This is a genomic window from Pseudomonas sp. S3_B11 (genome assembly GCF_054667715.1).
Genome location: NZ_CP162749.1, coordinates 1,265,887 through 1,282,807, shown reverse-complemented (window position 1 = coordinate 1,282,807; position 16,921 = coordinate 1,265,887). Strand labels below are relative to the sequence as shown.

The 16,921-nt window shown below is 62.1% G+C and carries 16 protein-coding genes and 1 tRNA gene; 8 read left to right on the top strand and 9 right to left on the bottom strand.

The annotated features are described in order from the left end of the window. Positions 1-57: 57 nt before the first annotated feature. The gene (gene uvrB / locus AB4O22_RS05990) at positions 58-2,073 is read right to left on the bottom strand and encodes an excinuclease ABC subunit UvrB (protein WP_003203884.1); all 2,016 of its coding nucleotides are present in this window, start codon (positions 2,071-2,073) and stop codon (positions 58-60) included. Positions 2,074-2,404: 331 nt separating this feature from the next. Between uvrB and AB4O22_RS05985 the strand changes: the two genes are divergently transcribed. After that, complete coding sequence (locus tag AB4O22_RS05985) at positions 2,405-3,601, top strand: amino acid aminotransferase (RefSeq protein WP_028236694.1); 1,197 nt, start codon at positions 2,405-2,407, stop codon at positions 3,599-3,601. A 374-nt stretch (positions 3,602-3,975) separates the two neighbouring features. Here the strand turns inward: AB4O22_RS05985 and AB4O22_RS05980 are convergent, their stop codons facing one another. Then, entirely contained in the window at positions 3,976-4,203 is a 228-nt protein-coding gene (locus AB4O22_RS05980; protein WP_063320300.1) for a hypothetical protein, read from the bottom strand. 235 nt (positions 4,204-4,438) lie between these two features. On the opposite strand from AB4O22_RS05980, the gene AB4O22_RS05975 reads away from it, so the two are divergent. The 3 genes from AB4O22_RS05975 (at position 4,439) to AB4O22_RS05965 (ending at position 5,229) form a co-directional block, all read left to right on the top strand. Next, positions 4,439-4,514: transfer RNA gene (locus tag AB4O22_RS05975), tRNA-Asn, on the top strand. A gap of 248 nt (positions 4,515-4,762) precedes the next feature. Further along, on the top strand, positions 4,763-4,957 hold the full coding sequence (locus AB4O22_RS05970; RefSeq protein WP_003203896.1) for a hypothetical protein: 195 nt from the start codon (positions 4,763-4,765) through the stop codon (positions 4,955-4,957). A gap of 89 nt (positions 4,958-5,046) precedes the next feature. Next, complete coding sequence (locus AB4O22_RS05965; RefSeq protein WP_003203898.1) at positions 5,047-5,229, top strand: hypothetical protein; 183 nt, start codon at positions 5,047-5,049, stop codon at positions 5,227-5,229. 41 nt (positions 5,230-5,270) lie between these two features. Here AB4O22_RS05965 and AB4O22_RS05960 read toward each other — a convergent pair whose 3' ends face one another. Further along, positions 5,271-6,332, bottom strand: a complete 1,062-nt coding sequence (locus AB4O22_RS05960; protein WP_003203899.1) for an AI-2E family transporter — start codon at positions 6,330-6,332, stop codon at positions 5,271-5,273. Positions 6,333-6,480: 148 nt separating this feature from the next. On the opposite strand from AB4O22_RS05960, the gene trhP reads away from it, so the two are divergent. Then, positions 6,481-7,806, top strand: a complete 1,326-nt coding sequence (trhP, locus tag AB4O22_RS05955; protein ID WP_223471340.1) for a prephenate-dependent tRNA uridine(34) hydroxylase TrhP — start codon at positions 6,481-6,483, stop codon at positions 7,804-7,806. 243 nt (positions 7,807-8,049) lie between these two features. Here trhP and AB4O22_RS05950 read toward each other — a convergent pair whose 3' ends face one another. From AB4O22_RS05950 to AB4O22_RS05925, 6 genes are all read right to left on the bottom strand, one after another. Continuing rightward, positions 8,050-9,729: a methyl-accepting chemotaxis protein gene (locus AB4O22_RS05950; protein WP_003203904.1), complete on the bottom strand. Its 1,680-nt coding sequence runs from the start codon at positions 9,727-9,729 to the stop codon at positions 8,050-8,052. Between the two features lie 227 nt (positions 9,730-9,956). Next, positions 9,957-11,273, bottom strand: coding sequence for a Na+/H+ antiporter family protein (locus AB4O22_RS05945; RefSeq protein WP_460097792.1), 1,317 nt, complete (start codon positions 11,271-11,273; stop codon positions 9,957-9,959). Positions 11,274-11,531: 258 nt separating this feature from the next. Next, positions 11,532-12,845 (bottom strand): sensor histidine kinase, encoded by a 1,314-nt coding sequence (locus AB4O22_RS05940; protein WP_003203907.1) that lies wholly within the window; start codon positions 12,843-12,845, stop codon positions 11,532-11,534. Beyond that, the gene (locus tag AB4O22_RS05935; protein ID WP_003203909.1) at positions 12,842-13,510 is read right to left on the bottom strand and encodes a response regulator transcription factor; all 669 of its coding nucleotides are present in this window, start codon (positions 13,508-13,510) and stop codon (positions 12,842-12,844) included. The genes AB4O22_RS05940 and AB4O22_RS05935 overlap by 4 nt, the downstream gene beginning before the upstream one ends. Continuing rightward, positions 13,510-13,821, bottom strand: coding sequence for a PepSY domain-containing protein (locus tag AB4O22_RS05930; protein WP_460095994.1), 312 nt, complete (start codon positions 13,819-13,821; stop codon positions 13,510-13,512). The genes AB4O22_RS05935 and AB4O22_RS05930 overlap by 1 nt, the downstream gene beginning before the upstream one ends. Further along, on the bottom strand, positions 13,821-14,129 hold the full coding sequence (locus AB4O22_RS05925; RefSeq protein ID WP_460095993.1) for a PepSY domain-containing protein: 309 nt from the start codon (positions 14,127-14,129) through the stop codon (positions 13,821-13,823). The genes AB4O22_RS05930 and AB4O22_RS05925 overlap by 1 nt, the downstream gene beginning before the upstream one ends. Positions 14,130-14,356: 227 nt before the next feature. Here AB4O22_RS05925 and AB4O22_RS05920 point away from each other — a divergent pair, with 227 nt between their 5' ends. The 3 genes from AB4O22_RS05920 to AB4O22_RS05910 all read left to right on the top strand — a co-directional run bounded on the left by AB4O22_RS05920 (position 14,357) and on the right by AB4O22_RS05910 (position 16,898). Next, positions 14,357-15,436 carry a hypothetical protein gene (locus AB4O22_RS05920; protein ID WP_028236689.1) on the top strand — a complete coding sequence of 360 codons (1,080 nt, stop codon included), beginning with the start codon at positions 14,357-14,359 and terminating at the stop codon, positions 15,434-15,436. Positions 15,437-15,518: 82 nt separating this feature from the next. Next, entirely contained in the window at positions 15,519-15,875 is a 357-nt protein-coding gene (gene queD / locus AB4O22_RS05915) for a 6-carboxytetrahydropterin synthase QueD (protein WP_003203918.1), read from the top strand. Between the two features lie 192 nt (positions 15,876-16,067). Next, the gene (locus tag AB4O22_RS05910) at positions 16,068-16,898 is read left to right on the top strand and encodes an alpha/beta fold hydrolase (RefSeq protein ID WP_460095992.1); all 831 of its coding nucleotides are present in this window, start codon (positions 16,068-16,070) and stop codon (positions 16,896-16,898) included. Positions 16,899-16,921: the final 23 nt, after the last annotated feature.

Sequence of the window (16,921 nt, the reverse complement as noted above, 5' to 3'; positions counted from 1 at the left end):
GTCCAAATGTGGGAGCGAGCTTGCTCGCGATGAGGCCCTTAAAACCGCCAAAAAACCTCAGACAGTCAGCAACCGCTCACGCAACTTGCCAATCTCATCACGCAACTGCGCCGCTGCCTCGAACTCCAGGTCCCGGGCCAGCTGGTACATTTTCTCTTCCAACTGCCGGATGCGCTTGGTGATTTCGCTCGGCGAGCGCAGTTCGGCCTCGTAACGGGCGCTCTCTTCCGCCGCCTTGGCCATGCCCTTGCGCTTCTTGCTGCGCGAGCCGGGCACGGTGGCGCCTTCCATGATGTCGGCGACGTCCTTGAACACGCCCTTGGGGGTAATGCCATTGGCCAGGTTGAAGGCGATCTGCTTGTCGCGACGGCGCTCGGTCTCACCGATAGCCCGTTCCATGGAGCCGGTGATGCGGTCGGCATACAGAATCGCCCGGCCATTGAGGTTACGTGCCGCACGACCGATGGTCTGGATCAACGAGCGCTCGGAACGCAGGAAACCTTCCTTGTCGGCGTCGAGAATCGCCACCAGCGACACTTCCGGCATGTCCAGGCCTTCACGCAGCAGGTTGATGCCCACCAGCACGTCGAAGGTGCCCAGGCGCAGGTCGCGGATGATCTCGACCCGCTCCACCGTGTCGATGTCCGAGTGCAGGTAGCGCACCCGCACGCCATGGTCGGCCAGGTAGTCGGTGAGGTCTTCGGCCATGCGCTTGGTCAGCGTGGTGACCAGCACCCGCTCTTCCACCGCCACGCGCTTGGAGATTTCCGAGAGCAGGTCATCGACCTGGGTCAACGCTGGGCGAACCTCGACTTGCGGGTCCACCAGTCCGGTCGGCCGCACCACTTGCTCGACCACGCGACCGGCATGTTCGGCCTCGTAGTTGCCAGGCGTGGCCGAGACAAAAATCGTCTGCGGGCTCACGCTTTCCCATTCGTCGAAGCGCATCGGCCGGTTATCCAGCGCCGAGGGCAGGCGGAAACCGTATTCCACCAGGGTTTCCTTGCGCGAACGGTCGCCTTTGTACATGGCGCCGACCTGGGGCACGCTGACATGGGACTCGTCGATGACCAGCAAGGCATCGGCCGGCAAATAGTCATACAAAGTCGGCGGCGGCGCGCCCGCCGGACGGCCCGACAGGTAGCGCGAGTAGTTTTCGATGCCGTTGCAGTAGCCCAGCTCCAGGATCATCTCCAGGTCGAACCGGGTCCGTTGCTCCAGACGCTGGGCTTCCACCAGCTTGTTGTTCGAACGCAGGTATTCCAGGCGCTCCTGCAACTCGACCTTGATCCCTTCGATGGCGTCCAGCAGGGTTTCCCGGGGCGTCACATAGTGGCTCTTGGGGTAGAAGGTGAAGCGTGGCAACTTGCGGATCACTTCACCGGTCAGCGGGTCGAACGCCGAGAGGCTCTCCACTTCATCGTCGAACAGCTCGATGCGGATCGCTTCCAGGTCCGACTCCGCCGGGTAGATGTCGATCACATCGCCACGCACCCGGAACGTCGCCCGGGCGAAATCCATGTCGTTGCGGGTGTACTGCAAGTCCGCCAGGCGCCGCAGCAAGGCGCGCTGGTCGAGTTTGTCGCCGCGATCCACGTGCAGCACCATCTTCAGGTAGGTTTCCGGGCTGCCCAGGCCGTAGATACACGACACGGTGGTGACGATGATCGCGTCCTTGCGCTCGAGCAAGGCCTTGGTCGCCGACAGTCGCATCTGTTCGATGTGGTCGTTGATCGAGGCATCTTTCTCGATGAAGGTGTCCGACGACGGCACGTAGGCCTCGGGCTGGTAGTAGTCGTAGTAGGAAACGAAGTACTCCACGGCGTTATTGGGGAAAAACGCCTTGAACTCACCGTACAGCTGCGCCGCCAGGGTCTTGTTCGGCGCCAGTACCAGGGTCGGGCGCTGAATCTGGGCGATCACGTTGGCGATGCTGAAGGTCTTGCCCGAGCCGGTCACACCGAGCAGCGTCTGGTGCGCCAGCCCGGCCTCGATGCCCTCGACCATCAGGCGGATGGCTTCCGGCTGATCGCCGGCGGGCTGGAAGCGGGTGACTAGCTGGAATTCAGACATGACATAACCTCTGGATTCACCCCTGTCGGCCAGCCGACAGGAACGAGAAAGACCGAAACGACTGATGTCGCCCGAGGAAAAAACTGGAATGCACACAATGTGGAGGTGAAAGCCTTCGCTTTCAAGACGAACGTCCTACACGCCTTGAAGACTTTGACGCGGCGAGAGGACTAACGGTCGAAAAAAATCGTAAAAACTTAGCGTAAAAACCGAATCGCCTGTCGCCGTGCCGGGTGATGGCCTCTATACTAGCTCCCCGTTTGTGCACCGCTCTAGTGCATTCGGCTGGAGCGCCACACCTCCCCTCACTCTCCATTAGAGCCGCGCAATAATGAGCCTGTTTTCCGCTGTCGAATTGGCACCCCGCGACCCCATCCTGGGCCTCAACGAAGCTTTCAACGCCGACACCCGTACCAACAAGGTCAACCTGGGTGTAGGTGTTTACTGCAATGAAGAGGGGCGTATTCCACTCCTGCGCGCGGTTGTCGAGGCCGAGACGGCTCGCGTGGCTCAGCACGTTTCCCGTGGTTACCTGCCGATCGACGGCATTGCCGCCTACGACCAGGCCGTGCAGACCTTGCTGTTCGGCAAGGATTCGCCGCTGATCGCCTCCGGTCGCGTCATCACCACCCAGGCCGTGGGCGGCACCGGTGCACTGAAGATCGGTGCAGACTTCCTCAAGCAACTGCTGCCTGACGCTGTCGTCGCCATCAGCGACCCAAGCTGGGAAAACCACCGCGCCCTGTTCGAAACCGCCGGCTTCCCGGTGCAGAACTATCGCTACTACGACGCCGCCACCCACGACGTGAACCGCAGCGGCCTGCTGGAAGACCTCAACGCCCTGCCCGACCGCTCGATCGTTGTGCTGCACGCCTGCTGCCACAACCCGACCGGCGTGGACCTGAGCCCGGAAGACTGGAAAAACGTGCTGGCCGTGGTCAAGGCCAAGAACCACGTGCCGTTCCTGGACATGGCCTACCAGGGCTTCGGCGCCGGTATCGACGAAGACGCGGCGGCCGTGCGCCTGTTCGCCGAGTCGGGCCTGACCTTCTTTGCCTCCAGCTCGTTCTCCAAGTCGTTCTCCCTGTACGGCGAGCGCGTCGGCGCCCTGTCGATCGTCAGCGAATCGAAAGAAGAAAGTGCCCGCGTGCTGTCCCAGGTCAAACGCGTGATCCGCACCAACTACTCCAACCCACCGACCCACGGCGCCAGCATCGTCGCCGCCGTGCTCAACAGCCCGGAACTGCGGGCCCAGTGGGAAGCCGAACTCGCCGAAATGCGCCTGCGCATTCGCGGCATGCGCGTCCAGATGGTAGACATGCTGGCCAAGGCCGCACCGCACCACGACTTCAGCTTCGTCGCTCGCCAGAGCGGGATGTTCTCCTACTCTGGCCTGACCGTTGAACAAGTGACGCGCCTGCGCAACGAGTTCGGCATCTATGCCCTGGACACCGGCCGCATCTGCGTGGCCGCGCTGAACCAGAACAACATCGAAGCGGTGACCAAGGCCATCGTCCAGGTGATCTGACGCCCTCGGCGCTGGATGAAAAACGGGAAGCCATTGGGCTTCCCTTTTTTTGGCCTGATGCTTCTGTGGCCTGCTTCTGTGGCGTGGGAGCAAGCTCTCATGGAACAAATTGCAACCATGTGATTTTAAGGCTGAAAATACATATCGATCGTTCCCACGCTCCTGCGTGGGAATGTCGCCAGGGACGCTCCGCGTTCCGCTTCTGGAGTGTGACGCAGAGCGTCACGGAATGCATTCCCACGCAGAGCGTGGGAACGATCAAAAACAGATATCTCGTGGACGTCGCTCTAGTTCCCTGCGCGACAGCGCAGCGTCGAAGACGTGGCGGGGACTCCCTCGTCACAAGAGCACCGGGCACGACACACTCGCTGAAGCTACAGCTCCGTCGCCCGCTGGCTCGCCGCATCGTCATAAACGACATACAACGACTCGGCCACCTGGCTCTTGATCGCCTTGGTGCTTTCCAGCCCCAGGACAAAGCCCTCGGCCTTGCCACCGGCGCGGTTCAACTCTTCGGCAGTGCTGGCCTGGGTGATGGCATCGTACAGTTTCTCGGCATGAGGCCCCACGCCCTTGGGCAGGCTGATCTGGGCGGTACTCACAAGAGCACCTCGGCGCGTCGGGCACTGAGAAGGCGTAACAGGTGGTTCATGGCGAGTACCTTAATGTCGGCGAATGGCCGGCAGTGCATCCTGCCACTTCCGGGCGACCATGGTAGTCCTCTCCTGCCCTGGCGGTAACTGCCAATCGTTGATTGACCGTCAAAGGGCACCGGGAATGCGCCGTCCGGCAATGGACGCTTGACTTCTCTTTTCCAATCAGTAACATACGCGCCATTCCGCGATAGCTCAGTTGGTAGAGCAAGTGACTGTTAATCACTGGGTCCCTGGTTCGAGTCCAGGTCGTGGAGCCAGACAGCAACAAACAAAAGCCCCTGAATCGAAAGATCCAGGGGCTTTTTTGTGGGTAAAAAATAGACTAATGGCCGTATAAGCCTGGCCGAGGTCGCTGCCGGAACAATAATCCGGCGCCAAAAAGGCATTATGGTCCGGATCCTGCTTTCTTTTTTCCAACAACCCAAGCTGTCACATGAGCGTCATGACCGGGCCGCAAACTGGCTCTGTCCGCCAACAACAGCTTCATAAAAACAAGGACGAAGGTATGCCCACACAAAACCCTCATCGTATCGTCGGCCTGTGCACCTCCAGCAAGGTGTACAACGTGCTGACCGAACTCAAGCAACTGGAAGGCCACCGCAGCGCCAAGTTCCTTTCCCTGCTGGCGGAAAACCTGGTGCGCAAGGGCCTGCTCAACGAGCAGGAAGTGGTGCACATGCTCGATCTGGTCGTCGATTGAGCGGCATCGATTCCTACTATTGAGCCGGTTGATTTTTCGTTACCCCCACTGAGTCGTAAGGTAACCCCATCGATTGATGGAGGTTTCCCATGCCCAAGGTTCAAATCATGTCTGTCATTGGCAGCGCAGTCCCCGCCCCACTCCGGGAGCTCGGGTTGCTGGCCTGCTGGTATCTGGTGCAAGACGGCGTGACCATCAGCGGCCCGCTGACTTCACTGCCCGCCGCCCAGGCCCTGTCGCAACGTATCGGCCCGTACCTGCTGAGCGCCTAGGCTTTATACGAAAAGTGCCTGCGCGACTTTTCATACAAAGCCTAAGGCAATTGCACCCGCGGCGTGGTTTCGACGAACAGGGCCCAACTCGACATGAACAGCGCGGCGATCAGCGGCCCGATCACGAAGCCATTGAGCCCGAACACCGCCAGCCCGCCCAGCGTCGAGACCAGCACCATGTAGTCGGGCATCTTGGTGTCCTTGCCCACCAGGATCGGGCGCAGGAAATTGTCCACCAGACCGATCACGAACACCCCGAACAGCGTCAGCACCACGCCCTGCCAGATCGCCCCCGAGAGCAGGAAATACACCGCCACTGGCGCCCAGACGAGGCCCGCCCCCACCGCCGGCAATAGCGACAGGAACGCCATCAGCACCGCCCAGGGCAACACCGTCGGAATCCCCAGGATCCAGAAGATCAGCCCCCCCAGCGCACCTTGGCTGATGGCGACCAGCAGGTTGCCTTTCACCGTGGCGCGCACCACCCGGTTGAATTTCAACTGCAGGCGGCGCTTCTGGTGTTCGGCCAAGGGAACGGCCGTGCGCACCTTGCGCACCAGCTCCGCGCCGTCGCGCAGAAAGAAGAACAGCAGGTAGATCATCACGAAGAAGCTGACCAGGAACTGAAAGGTCCCCTGCCCGAAACTGAAGGCCTGGGTGGCGAAGAACTCGCTGCCCTGCATCGCGCTCTTGACGATCTTGTCGCGCAAGCCGTTCAGGTTGCCCAGGCCGAAGCGGTCCAGCAGGTGCTGAAAGTACGGCGGCAAGGCATCCTTGAAGCGGGCCAGGTAATCGGCAATGTCCAGTTCTCCACTTTCCAGGCTCTTGTACAGCGCCGCGCCTTCCTGGACCAACAACGTACTGATGATGATCACCGGCAAGATCGCGCAGACCACACAGATACTCAACGTGAACAACGAAGTGACATTGCGGTGCCAGCCGAACTTCAACTGCAGGCGGCGCTGCATCGGCGCAAAGACGATGCCCAGGATCACCGCCCAGAACACCGCGCCGTAAAACGGCAGCAGAATCCAGATGAAGGCGATGGTGACCAGCACCAGGAGCAACATCTGGGCTTTGTTTTGCAGCATCTTTCGATTCATCAGCTTTCCATGTCCAAAGGCGGGATAAACATTAGTCCGCCAGGACGCGCCGGAGTGCCTTCGCGTTTGCCCTGTGCCTTTGATCCAGATCAATATGGCCTGGCCGAGCATGGGCTACCCTCGCCGCCTTTTGCGATCCGACGCCATCATGACCCTCGCCGCCCCCGAACTACTGGCCCCCGCCGGCACCCTGAAAAACATGCGCTATGCCTTCGCCTACGGTGCCGATGCGGTGTATGCCGGTCAGCCGCGCTACAGCCTGCGGGTGCGCAACAACGAATTCGACCATGCGAACCTGGCCTTGGGTATTGCCGAGGCCCAGGCCATGGGCAAGCGCTTCTACGTGGTGGTGAACATTGCCCCGCACAACGCCAAGTTGCGCACCTTCCTCAAAGACCTCGAACCGGTGATCGCCATGGCGCCGGACGCGCTGATCATGTCCGACCCGGGGCTGATCATGCTGGTGCGCCGGCATTTCCCGCAGATGCCGATTCACCTGTCGGTGCAGGCCAACACGGTGAACTGGGCGAGCGTCGAGTTCTGGCAGCAGCAGGGCTTGAGTCGGATCATCCTTTCCAGGGAACTGTCCCTGGAGGAAATCGCCGAGATCCGCGAGCAGGTGCCGGCCATGGAGCTGGAAGTGTTCGTCCACGGCGCGCTGTGCATGGCCTATTCCGGGCGCTGCCTGCTGTCCGGCTATTTGAACAAGCGCGACGCCAACCAGGGTAGTTGCACCAATGCCTGTCGCTGGAAATATTCGGCGCAACCGGCGGTGGAAAACGCTGTGGGCGACATTGTGCAGACCTATCAACCCGAGCCGACCCTGGGCCTTGGCGCGCCCACCGACCAGGTGTTTTTGCTTCAGGAAGCCAACCGCCCGGGAGAATCCATGCCGGCCTTCGAGGACGAGCACGGCACCTACATCATGAATGCCAAGGACCTGCGAGCCGTGCAGCACGTCGAGCGCCTGGCGCGCACGGGCGTGCATTCGCTGAAGATCGAAGGCCGGACCAAGTCGCACTTCTATTGCGCGCGCACCACCCAGGTGTATCGCCAGGCCATCGATGACGCGGTGGCGGGCCGGGAATTTGATCGCAACCTGATGACCGACCTGGAGTCCCTGGCCCAGCGCGGCTACACCGAAGGTTTTCTAAGGCGCCATGTGCACGACGAATACCAGAACTACCAGAACGGCAGTTCGGTGTCGGAGCGCCAGCAGTTCGTCGGCGAACTGACCGGCGAACGGCGCGAACGCCTGGCCGAAGTGCGGGTGAAGAACCGCTTTGGCCTGGGCGATCACATGGAACTGATGACCCCCAAGGGCAATTTCCACTTCGACCTGCATCAGTTGCAGAACGCCAAAGGCCAGGGCATCGAGGTGGCACCGGGGGATGGGCACGTGGTGTACGTGCCGATTCCCGATGCGGTGGATCTGCGGTTTGGGTTGTTGATGCGCGATGTGCGTGAGCCATAGCCCCTGTGGGAGCGAGCTTGCTCGCGATGGCGGTGCGTCTGCCAAATGAATGTTGGCTGATCCAACGCTATCGCGAGCAAGCTCGCTCCCACAGGGTTTTGTAGCGGTTTGCACCTGTGAAGCACGGCAGGAACTGCCGAAGGCTGCGATCCTTCTTTCTCGATAAGACCCGGTTGCCCAGGTGAAAACATCTGGATCGAGAGCAAAAGATCGCAGCCTTCGGCAGCTCCTGCTGCGATGGGATCAGATCCGGAACTGTCCTACCAGCTTGCCCAGGCGCTGGCCCAGGTCGGCCAGGCTGCGGGAGGTCTGGGCGCCGAGTTGGGTTTCGTCGGCGACGCTGTCCACGGCCACGGCGATCTGATGCACGCTGCGGTTGATTTCCTCGGCCACCGCGGTCTGTTCTTCGGCAGCGCTGGCGATCTGGGCGTTCATCGAGTTGATGGTGCCGATCAACTGCGCCATGGTGTCCAGGGAGGCGCCCGCCTCGTTGGCCCGTTCCGAAGTGCCCTCGCCAGCCTCACTGGAACGGCGCATCGCTTCCACCGCCGCATGAGTGCCTGATTGCAAGCGATCGATCATGCCCTGGATTTCCTGGGTGCTCTGCTGGGTCCGGCTGGCCAGGGCCCGCACTTCATCGGCCACCACCGCAAACCCACGCCCCGCCTCGCCGGCACGCGCGGCCTCGATGGCGGCGTTGAGAGCCAGCAGGTTGGTCTGCTCGGCAATCGAACGAATCACCCCAAGCACGCTGACAATCGAAGCCACGTCCTGCTGCAGGCTGTCCAGGGACACGCCACTGCTGCGGATATCGTTCACCAACGCATGAATCTGCTGGATGCTGCCGGCCACCACGCGCTTGGCCGACTGTCCTTCCTCGTCGGTCTGCTGGGCCGCGACGGCGGCGCCTTGAGCGCTGCGGGCGACTTCCTGGGCAGCCGAGGACATCTCGTTGATCGCCGTGGCGACCTGATCGGTTTCGTGGCGCTGGCGTTCCATGGCCTGCTCGGAGCGCTGGGCCTGCTCGGAAACTTGCGTCACCAGCCCGGTCAGTTGCGAGGTCATGTCGGTGATCTGCCGCACCAGGCCGTGGATCTTGTCGACGAAGCGGTTGAACGAACCGGCCAGTTGGCCGAGCTCGTCCTGGCTGGTGATGGTCAGCCGACGGGTCAGGTCGCCCTCGCCCGCGGCGATGTCGTCGAGGTTGTCCTTCATCAGGTGCAGCGGCCGCAGGATCGTGTTGGCGAGCACCAGGCCCACCACTGCAATCACCAGCAACACCACCGCGGCGATCCCGACGATGCTCAATATCACGCCTTGCAGGCGATCGTGGACCTTGGTTTCCACCAGCGCGACCTGGGCTTCGATGCCGTCCAGGTTGACCGAGCTACCGACTGCCAGGTCCCACTTGGACAGGTATTCGGTGTAGCCAAGTTTGGGCACCAGGTCTTTGCTGCCGGGCAACGGCGAGCTGTATTCGAGGTAGTGAGTCCCGTCCTTGGCGACTTTCACCAGGTCGCGGTTGACGTAGACTCCGTTCGGGTCGCGGTTGTCCTTGAAACTCTTGCCCACGCCATCGGGGCTGTTGGCCTTGAACAGACGAATGGTCTCGGAGTCGTAGCCGAAGAAATAGCCATCCTTGCCGTAGCTGATGTTCGACAGCAGCTTGATCGCCTGGGCGCGCGCTTCATTATCGCCAGGCGCGGCGGCATCGTAGAGCGGCTTGATGGCGGTCAGGCCCACCGCTACGTAGTTCTGCAGCGTGGCCTTGGCCTCGCTGAGCAGGCGCTCGCGGGTTTGCTGGACCTCTTTGCTAGCTTGCTCCTTCAAGATGAAAGCCGTGGTCAGGCTGATGATCACGGCGGACAGCAATACCGGCAGTATCGCAAGGGACAGGACTTTAGCCTTCAGGCTCAGGCGCATGCTGTTCACTCTTGTTGGTGTTATTGGCGTGGTTAGCTGTATTAACGGCACCGCGCGGCAAAACTGTAGGACAAGGTGAACAGGGTCTAAGAGAAGGGTCGATCTTGAGGGCCCCTTCGCGAGCAAGCTCGCTCCCACAAGGATTGGTGGTGTCCACAACTCTTGTGTTCACACCGATCCACTGTGGGAGCGAGCTTGCTCGAGATTGAGGTAACTCGGTATTGAGGTTACAAGACCATCGCCGCCACCCAACCAAACACCAGCAGCGGCAGGTTGTAGTGGATGAAGGTCGGGACCACGGTGTCCCAGATGTGATGGTGCTGGCCGTCGATGTTCAGGCCCGAGGTCGGACCCAGGGTCGAGTCCGACGCTGGCGAGCCGGCATCGCCCAGGGCGCCGGCAGTGCCGACGATGCAGACGATCGCCAGCGGGCTGAAGCCCAGTTGCAGGCACAGTGGCACGAAAATCGTCGCCAGGATCGGCACCGTGGAAAACGACGAGCCGATGCCCATGGTCACCAGCAGCCCCACCAGCAACATCATCAGCGCGCCAATGCCCTTGTTGTGGCCAATCCAGGCCGCCGAAGACTCCACCAGGCTCTGGACTTCGCCGGTAGCCTTCATCACTTCGGCGAAGCCTGAGGCCGCGATCATGATGAAGCCGATCATCGCCATCATCTTCATGCCTTCGGTGAACAGATCGTCAGTCTCGCGCCAGCGCACCACCCCCGACAGTGAGAAAATCAGGAACCCGACCAGGGCACCGATGATCATCGAGTCCACCAGCAACTGCACCGCGAACGCCGCCGCCACCGCAAACCCGGCCACCATCAGGCTCATTGGGTTGTAGTTCACCTTCACCTGCTCGACCCGGGCAATTTTCTTCAGGTCGTAGACGCGCTTCTTGCGGTAGGAGAACAACGACAACAGCAGGCCAAACACCATGCCCAACGCCGGAATGCCCATGGCATGGGTGACGTTGATGCCGCTGACGTCCACACCGCTGCGGGCGATGTTGGCCAGGAGGATTTCGTTGAGGAAGATATTGCCGAAGCCCACCGGCAGGAACATGTAGGGCGTGATCAGGCCGAAGGTCATGACGCAGGCGATCAACCGGCGGTCCAACTGCAACTTGGTCAGCACATAGAGCAGCGGTGGCACCAGCAGCGGGATGAAAGCGATGTGGATCGGCAAAATGTTCTGGGAGGCGACCGCGACCGTTCCCAGCAGACCGATCAGCACCCATTTGACGCCCGAGCCACCCGCGGCATCCTGGCGATCCACCAGGGCCAGGGCTTTGTCCGCCAGGGCGTGGGCCATGCCGGACTTGGCAATCGCCACGGCGAAGGCACCGAGCAAGGCGTAGGACAACGCCACCGTCGCACCGCCACCCAGGCCGGCGTTGAACGCCTTGAGCGTTGCCTCGACTCCCAGGCCACCCGTCAGGCCACCCACCAACGCACCGATAATCAGCGCGATCACCACATGCACGCGGGCCAGGCTGAGCACCAGCATGACGCCAACCGCGGCAATTACTGCATTTATCATCATTACCTCAAAGCACAGCGATGGAAAGCCACCGGACAAAAAGGTCGCGACTTTGCAGCAAGCGGCGGCAAGCTGCAAGGGCCGTGGGGCGGGTTTTCAAGTCTCGCCCCCCTGTATGAGGGGGATTTGTGGGAGCAAAGCTTGCTCGCGATGACGTTGTCACCTACAACACCTGTGCTGGCTTTAAAAATGCTATCGCGAGCAAGCTTGCTCCCACAGGTTCGCCCCACATACAGGCGGTGCCATGAATAGCTGTCAGCGCTTGGGCAACTCGATCACCACCTTCAACCCACCCCACTCGCTGTCGTCCAACGCCAGCAGGCCGCCCCAGGTGTCGACGATGTCCCGCACGATGCCCAGGCCCAGGCCGTGTCCATCGGTCTGTTCATCCAGCCGCGTGCCGCGGCTGAACACCTGGTCGCGGCGATCCTTGGGGATGCCCGGGCCGTCGTCTTCCACGGCCAGGCTGAACCCGTCGGCTGTCTCGGTCATGGTCAGGCGCACTTCGGCATCGGCCCATTTGCAGGCGTTGTCCAGCAGGTTGCCCAACAGTTCCAGCAGGTCTTCACGATCCCACGGCAGGTGCAGGCCTGGCGGGGCGACGTAGCTCAGGTGCAGGTGTTCGCCGTGGATCATGTTCAACGTGGCCAGCAACCCCGGCAACTCGGCGTCGCAGTCCAGGTGCGCGCCGGGCAAGGCATCGCCGGACAAGCGGGCGCGGTTGAGTTCCCGGTTCAGGCGCTGGCGGACCTGCTCCAGTTGCTCGAGCAACAGTTTGCGCAACTCGGGATACGGATCGAGCTTCTCGTTCGACGCCAGGCTTTGCAGCACCGCCAGCGGGGTCTTCAAGGCATGGCCGAGGTTACCCAGGGCGTTGCGCGAACGCTTGAGGCTGTCCTCGGTGTGGGCCAGCAGATGATTGATTTGCGCCACCAGCGGTTCCAGCTCCCGTGGCACCTGTTCGTCGAGTTGCGAACGCTGCCCGCGCTGCAACTGGGCAATCTGCTCCCGCGCCCGGTCCAGCGGACGCAAGGCGCGGCGCACGGTGATGCGTTGCAGCAACAGAATCAACAGCAACCCCGCCAACCCCAGCCCGAGGCCGATCTGCTGCATTCGACGGAAGCTGTCACGCACCGGTGTGTAGTCCTGGGCCACGCTGATGGAAATCGCCTGGCCCAGCCGTCGATAGTCGGTGCGCAGCACCAAGAGCTTCTGGCCCTCAGGCCCCAGTTGCAGGTTGCTGTGCAGGCCCGGGTGGTCGAGCCGGGGCAATTCCTGGTCCCACAGGGAACGGGAGCGCCAGTGCACATCGGCAAAATCGATGCGGAAATAGTGCCCGGAAAACGGCCGCAGATAGGCCGGCGACAGGCGTCGCTCATCCAGCTGCAAACCCTGCGGGCCTCGCACCAGGGCCACCAGCAGGTTTTCGCTGTCGTTGCGCAGCCCGGCTTCCAGGTAACGCTGCAAGCCCAGCTCGAACAGCCATAGACTGGTCTGTGCCAGGACCAGGCCGACCACCACCATCACACCGATCAGCCCCAGGCTCAGGCGCCGCTGGATGGATCTCACTGCGCCTGCCCGCCGAACAGGTAACCCTGGCCGCGACGGGTTTCAATCACGCTGCGTCCCAGCTTGCGCCGCAGGTGATTGACGTGGACTTCCAGCACGTTGGAATCGCGCTCGGTCTCACCGTCATACAGGTGTTCGGCGAGATGGCTTTTGGAAAGGATCTGCTCGGGATGCAGCATGAAATAGCGCAACAGGCGGAACTCGGCCGCCGTGAGCTGGATGTCGGTGCCGTCGCGGACCACGCACTGGCGGCTCTCATCCAGGTGCAACCCGGCCGATTTCAGCGTCGGCTGGTTGACCTGGCCGTGGGAGCGGCGCAGCAACGCCTGGATCCGCAACTGCAGCTCTTCAGGATGAAAAGGTTTGGTCAGGTAATCGTCGGCCCCGGCCTTGAGCCCTTCGATGCGCTCGGCCCAGGACCCGCGTGCGGTGAGGATCAGCACCGGCGTGGCCAGGCCGCCGGCACGCCATTGGGCCAGCACGTCGAGCCCCGGCACGCCCGGCAGGCCGAGATCGAGGATGATCAGGTCGTAGGGTTCGCTGCTGCCCTGATACACCGCGTCGCGACCATCGGCGAGCCAGTCGACGGCGTAGCCCTGACGTGCAAGCCCCGCCATCAGTTCGTCCGCCAGGGGCACGTGATCTTCCACCAGAAGCAGGCGCATCAGTCTTCCTTATCTTTGAGTAAGCGGCCGGTCGCGGCCTCCAGGTCCAATTCGCGCACGACGCCCTCGGTGTCCAGCAGCTCGACCTCATAAATATAGACGCCGTGTTTTTCCTCCAACTCGGCTTCCAGCAGTTTGGCCCCGGGATGCAGGTCCAGCGCCTGTTGCAGCAGTTGCTCCAGCGGCAAGATCACACCCTGCTGGCGCAGTTGCAGGGCCTCGTCCTGATCCAGGTCCCGGGCCACGGCCAGCGAACAGAACGCCAGCAGCGCCAGCGCCCATCGACTATGGGTGCGCAGATTAAGCTTCATTACGTATCCTGATGATTCTTGAGCACCTTGCCGTTGGTGGCGTCCAATTCCAGATCCCACTCAATGCCCTTCGTGTCGCGCAGATCCACCTGGTAAATGTACTTGCCGTACTCTTCGTCCAGCTCGGTATCGGTCAAGGTGGCGCCAGGGTGTTCGGCCAGGGCAGCGGCATTGAGTTTTTCGAAGGACAGAATGGTACCAGCGTCTTGCAGTTTGCGGGTTTCGTCGTCATCAAGGTCTCGTGCGTGAGCCAGGCTCGTGCCGAGGGCCATGAGGGTCGCGATGAAAAAGGCAGTCAGGCGGTTCATGGGTTGTCTCCTTTTTATAATCTTCAGCGGGGGGACTGTATCGGGGTGAACTTAACTGAAACTGAATCGCCATCATGGAACCCACATCAATGTGGGAGCGAGCTTGCTAGCGATAGCAGTCTGTCAGTAGACATTGAAGTGACAGTTCCACCGCCATCGCGAGCGAGCTCGCTCCCACAGGGTTTTGTATCGTTATAATCAGCCGCTTACCCGTATTCGAGACCGGTATGACCGCCATCCACATCAAGTTTCCCGCGCTCACCCTCAAGGCCGGCCCGCGTGCATTCGGGCGGATTCGCCAGGCCGGCTTGAACGCCGCCGACGTCGGCATCCTGCCGGGCGCTGCCGGTGGTCCGAAGGCCCTGGGCATCCAGGGGCTGGACCTGGCGCTGTTCGGCGAATGGCTGCCCGCCGCGCCCCGGGAGCGCTCGCTGATCGGGGCCTCGGTGGGTGCCTGGCGCTTCGCCAGCGCCTGCCTGCCGGACGCCGCCGAGGGCATCCGGCGCCTGGGCACCTTGTACAACGAACAAAGCTTCGCCAAAGGCGTGACCATGGCCGGGGTCAGCCAGAGCTCGCAACGCATGCTCGATGATTTGCTCGACGGCCGCGACGCTTCGATCCTCGATAACCTGCAATACCGGCTCAACATCATGGTGGTCAAGAGCCACGGCCTGCTGGCCCAGGATCATCGCGGCCGACTGGGCCTGGGCTTGTCGTCGGTGATCGCCGACAACCTGCGAGGCCGGGCACGGCTGTCGCGGCATTTCGAACGGCTGATCATCCATGACCCGCGCCTGGCCCCGCCCCTGCATCCGTTGAATGACTTTCCGTCGCGCTTCGTTCCGTTGGCCGCCGGCAACCTGCGCCAGGCCCTGCTGGCCTCAGGCTCGATCCCGATGGTCATGGAAGGCGTGCGCGACCTGCCGGGTGCCGGTGCCGGCACCTACCGCGACGGCGGTTTGCTGGACTACCACCTCGACCTGCCGTACAGCGGCGAGGACATCGTGCTGTACCCACACTTCACCGACCGGGTCATTCCCGGCTGGTTCGACAAGGGCCTGCCGTGGCGCCGGGGCAACGTCGATCGCCTGCAAGACGTGCTGTTGCTGGCGCCGTCCCGTGAATACCTGGCGCGCCTGCCCTACGGCAAACTGCCAGACCGCAACGACTTCAAGCGCTTCATGGGCGATGACCCGAGCCGCCGCCAGTACTGGCGCACGGCGATGGACGAGAGCCGCCGGCTCGGTGATGAGTTCCTGGAGCTGACGGCCAACGGCGGGTTGGGCGAGCGTTTGCTGACCCTTTAGTCAGCACGGTCGCGCAACGCCGTTATCAAACTGATAAACTCCGCCGCCTGCCTCGCGACCGATATCTAAAGAGCCCGAACCTGTGGAAATTTTCAAAGAGTTTACCTTCGAATCCGCCCACCGCCTGCCCCACGTGCCGGACGGCCACAAGTGCGGCCGCCTTCACGGCCACTCGTTCAAGGTGGCGATCCACCTGAGCGGCGACATCGACCCGCACACGGGCTGGATTCGCGACTTCTCGGAAATCAAGGCGATCTTCAAGCCGCTCTACGAGCGCCTGGACCACAACTACCTCAACGACATTCCTGGCCTGGAAAACCCCACCAGCGAGGTCCTGGCCAAGTGGATCTGGAATGAACTGAAGCCATTGCTGCCGGAACTCAGCGCCATCCGCATCCATGAGACCTGCACCAGCGGTTGCATCTACCACGGCGAATAACACCTGTGGGAGTCCGCCTGTGGGAGCAAAGCTTGCTCGCGATGAAGATGACACAGCCTCTCTGGAACCGAGGCGCCTGCATCGCGGGCAAGCCTTGCTCCCACAAAATCTAGCGCCACCATTGGGGTTACCCTACCCCGTCAGCATTGGCCTATGCTTGGTCCCCTGAGCCATTTTCAGGGAGTATCGAGCATGACCCACTGGCCGCTGGATCAGGTTTACGACTTCACCGGACACCCCATCCGCTACGCCATCCACGGCGATGGCCCGCCGCTGGTGTTTGTCCACGGCACGCCCTTCTCTTCCTACGTGTGGCACCGCATCGCCCCGCTGTTCTTCGCCACTCACACGGTGCATTACTTCGACCTGCTGGGGTATGGCCAGTCCGCGCAGCCCGATGCCGATGTGTCCCTCGGCGTGCAGAACCAGTTGCTCGCCCAACTGCTGGAGCATTGGCGCCTGGATTGCCCGGACGTGGTGGCCCATGACTTTGGCGGCGCCACAGCCCTGCGCACGCACCTGCTCAATGGCAAGGACTACCGCAGCCTGACCCTGATCGACCCGGTGGCCCTGTCGCCCTGGGGTTCACCCTTTGTCCAGCATGTACGCCAGCATGAAGCGGCGTTCAGCGGCCTGCCCGACTATATCCAGCGGGCGATCGTGCCAACCTATATCCGCGGCGCGATCAAACGGGACATCCCGGACGCAGAGCTGGCGCCCTACGTGCAGCCGTGGCTTGGCGAGCCGGGCCAGGCGGCGTTCTACCGGCAGATTGCGCAGATGGACGAGCGCTATACCCGCGAAGCCGAGGGTCTATACCCGACCGTACGCTGCCCGACCCAGATACTGTGGGGCGAGGATGACCAATGGATCCCCATCGAGCGCGGGCGGGCCCTGCACAAGCTGATTCCAAGTGCACAGTTCCACCCTGTTCCGAACGCCGGGCACCTGGTCCAGGAAGACGCGCCGGAGGCTATCGTCGCGGCGGTGTTGCGATTCCTGGCGTTGCCCCCCTCAACCTGAAGCACACCGCATTCCCCCTGTGG

Coding starts and splice junctions, on each gene's coding strand:
- uvrB (WP_003203884.1), bottom strand. CDS start 2,073: ATGTCTGAATTCCAGCTAGTCACCCGCTTCCAGCCCGCCGGCGATCAG.
- AB4O22_RS05985 (WP_028236694.1), top strand. CDS start 2,405: ATGAGCCTGTTTTCCGCTGTCGAATTGGCACCCCGCGACCCCATCCTG.
- AB4O22_RS05970 (WP_003203896.1), top strand. CDS start 4,763: ATGCCCACACAAAACCCTCATCGTATCGTCGGCCTGTGCACCTCCAGC.
- AB4O22_RS05965 (WP_003203898.1), top strand. CDS start 5,047: ATGCCCAAGGTTCAAATCATGTCTGTCATTGGCAGCGCAGTCCCCGCC.
- AB4O22_RS05960 (WP_003203899.1), bottom strand. CDS start 6,332: ATGAATCGAAAGATGCTGCAAAACAAAGCCCAGATGTTGCTCCTGGTG.
- trhP (WP_223471340.1), top strand. CDS start 6,481: ATGACCCTCGCCGCCCCCGAACTACTGGCCCCCGCCGGCACCCTGAAA.
- AB4O22_RS05950 (WP_003203904.1), bottom strand. CDS start 9,729: ATGCGCCTGAGCCTGAAGGCTAAAGTCCTGTCCCTTGCGATACTGCCG.
- AB4O22_RS05935 (WP_003203909.1), bottom strand. CDS start 13,510: ATGCGCCTGCTTCTGGTGGAAGATCACGTGCCCCTGGCGGACGAACTG.
- AB4O22_RS05930 (WP_460095994.1), bottom strand. CDS start 13,821: ATGAAGCTTAATCTGCGCACCCATAGTCGATGGGCGCTGGCGCTGCTG.
- AB4O22_RS05925 (WP_460095993.1), bottom strand. CDS start 14,129: ATGAACCGCCTGACTGCCTTTTTCATCGCGACCCTCATGGCCCTCGGC.
- AB4O22_RS05920 (WP_028236689.1), top strand. CDS start 14,357: ATGACCGCCATCCACATCAAGTTTCCCGCGCTCACCCTCAAGGCCGGC.
- AB4O22_RS05910 (WP_460095992.1), top strand. CDS start 16,068: ATGACCCACTGGCCGCTGGATCAGGTTTACGACTTCACCGGACACCCC.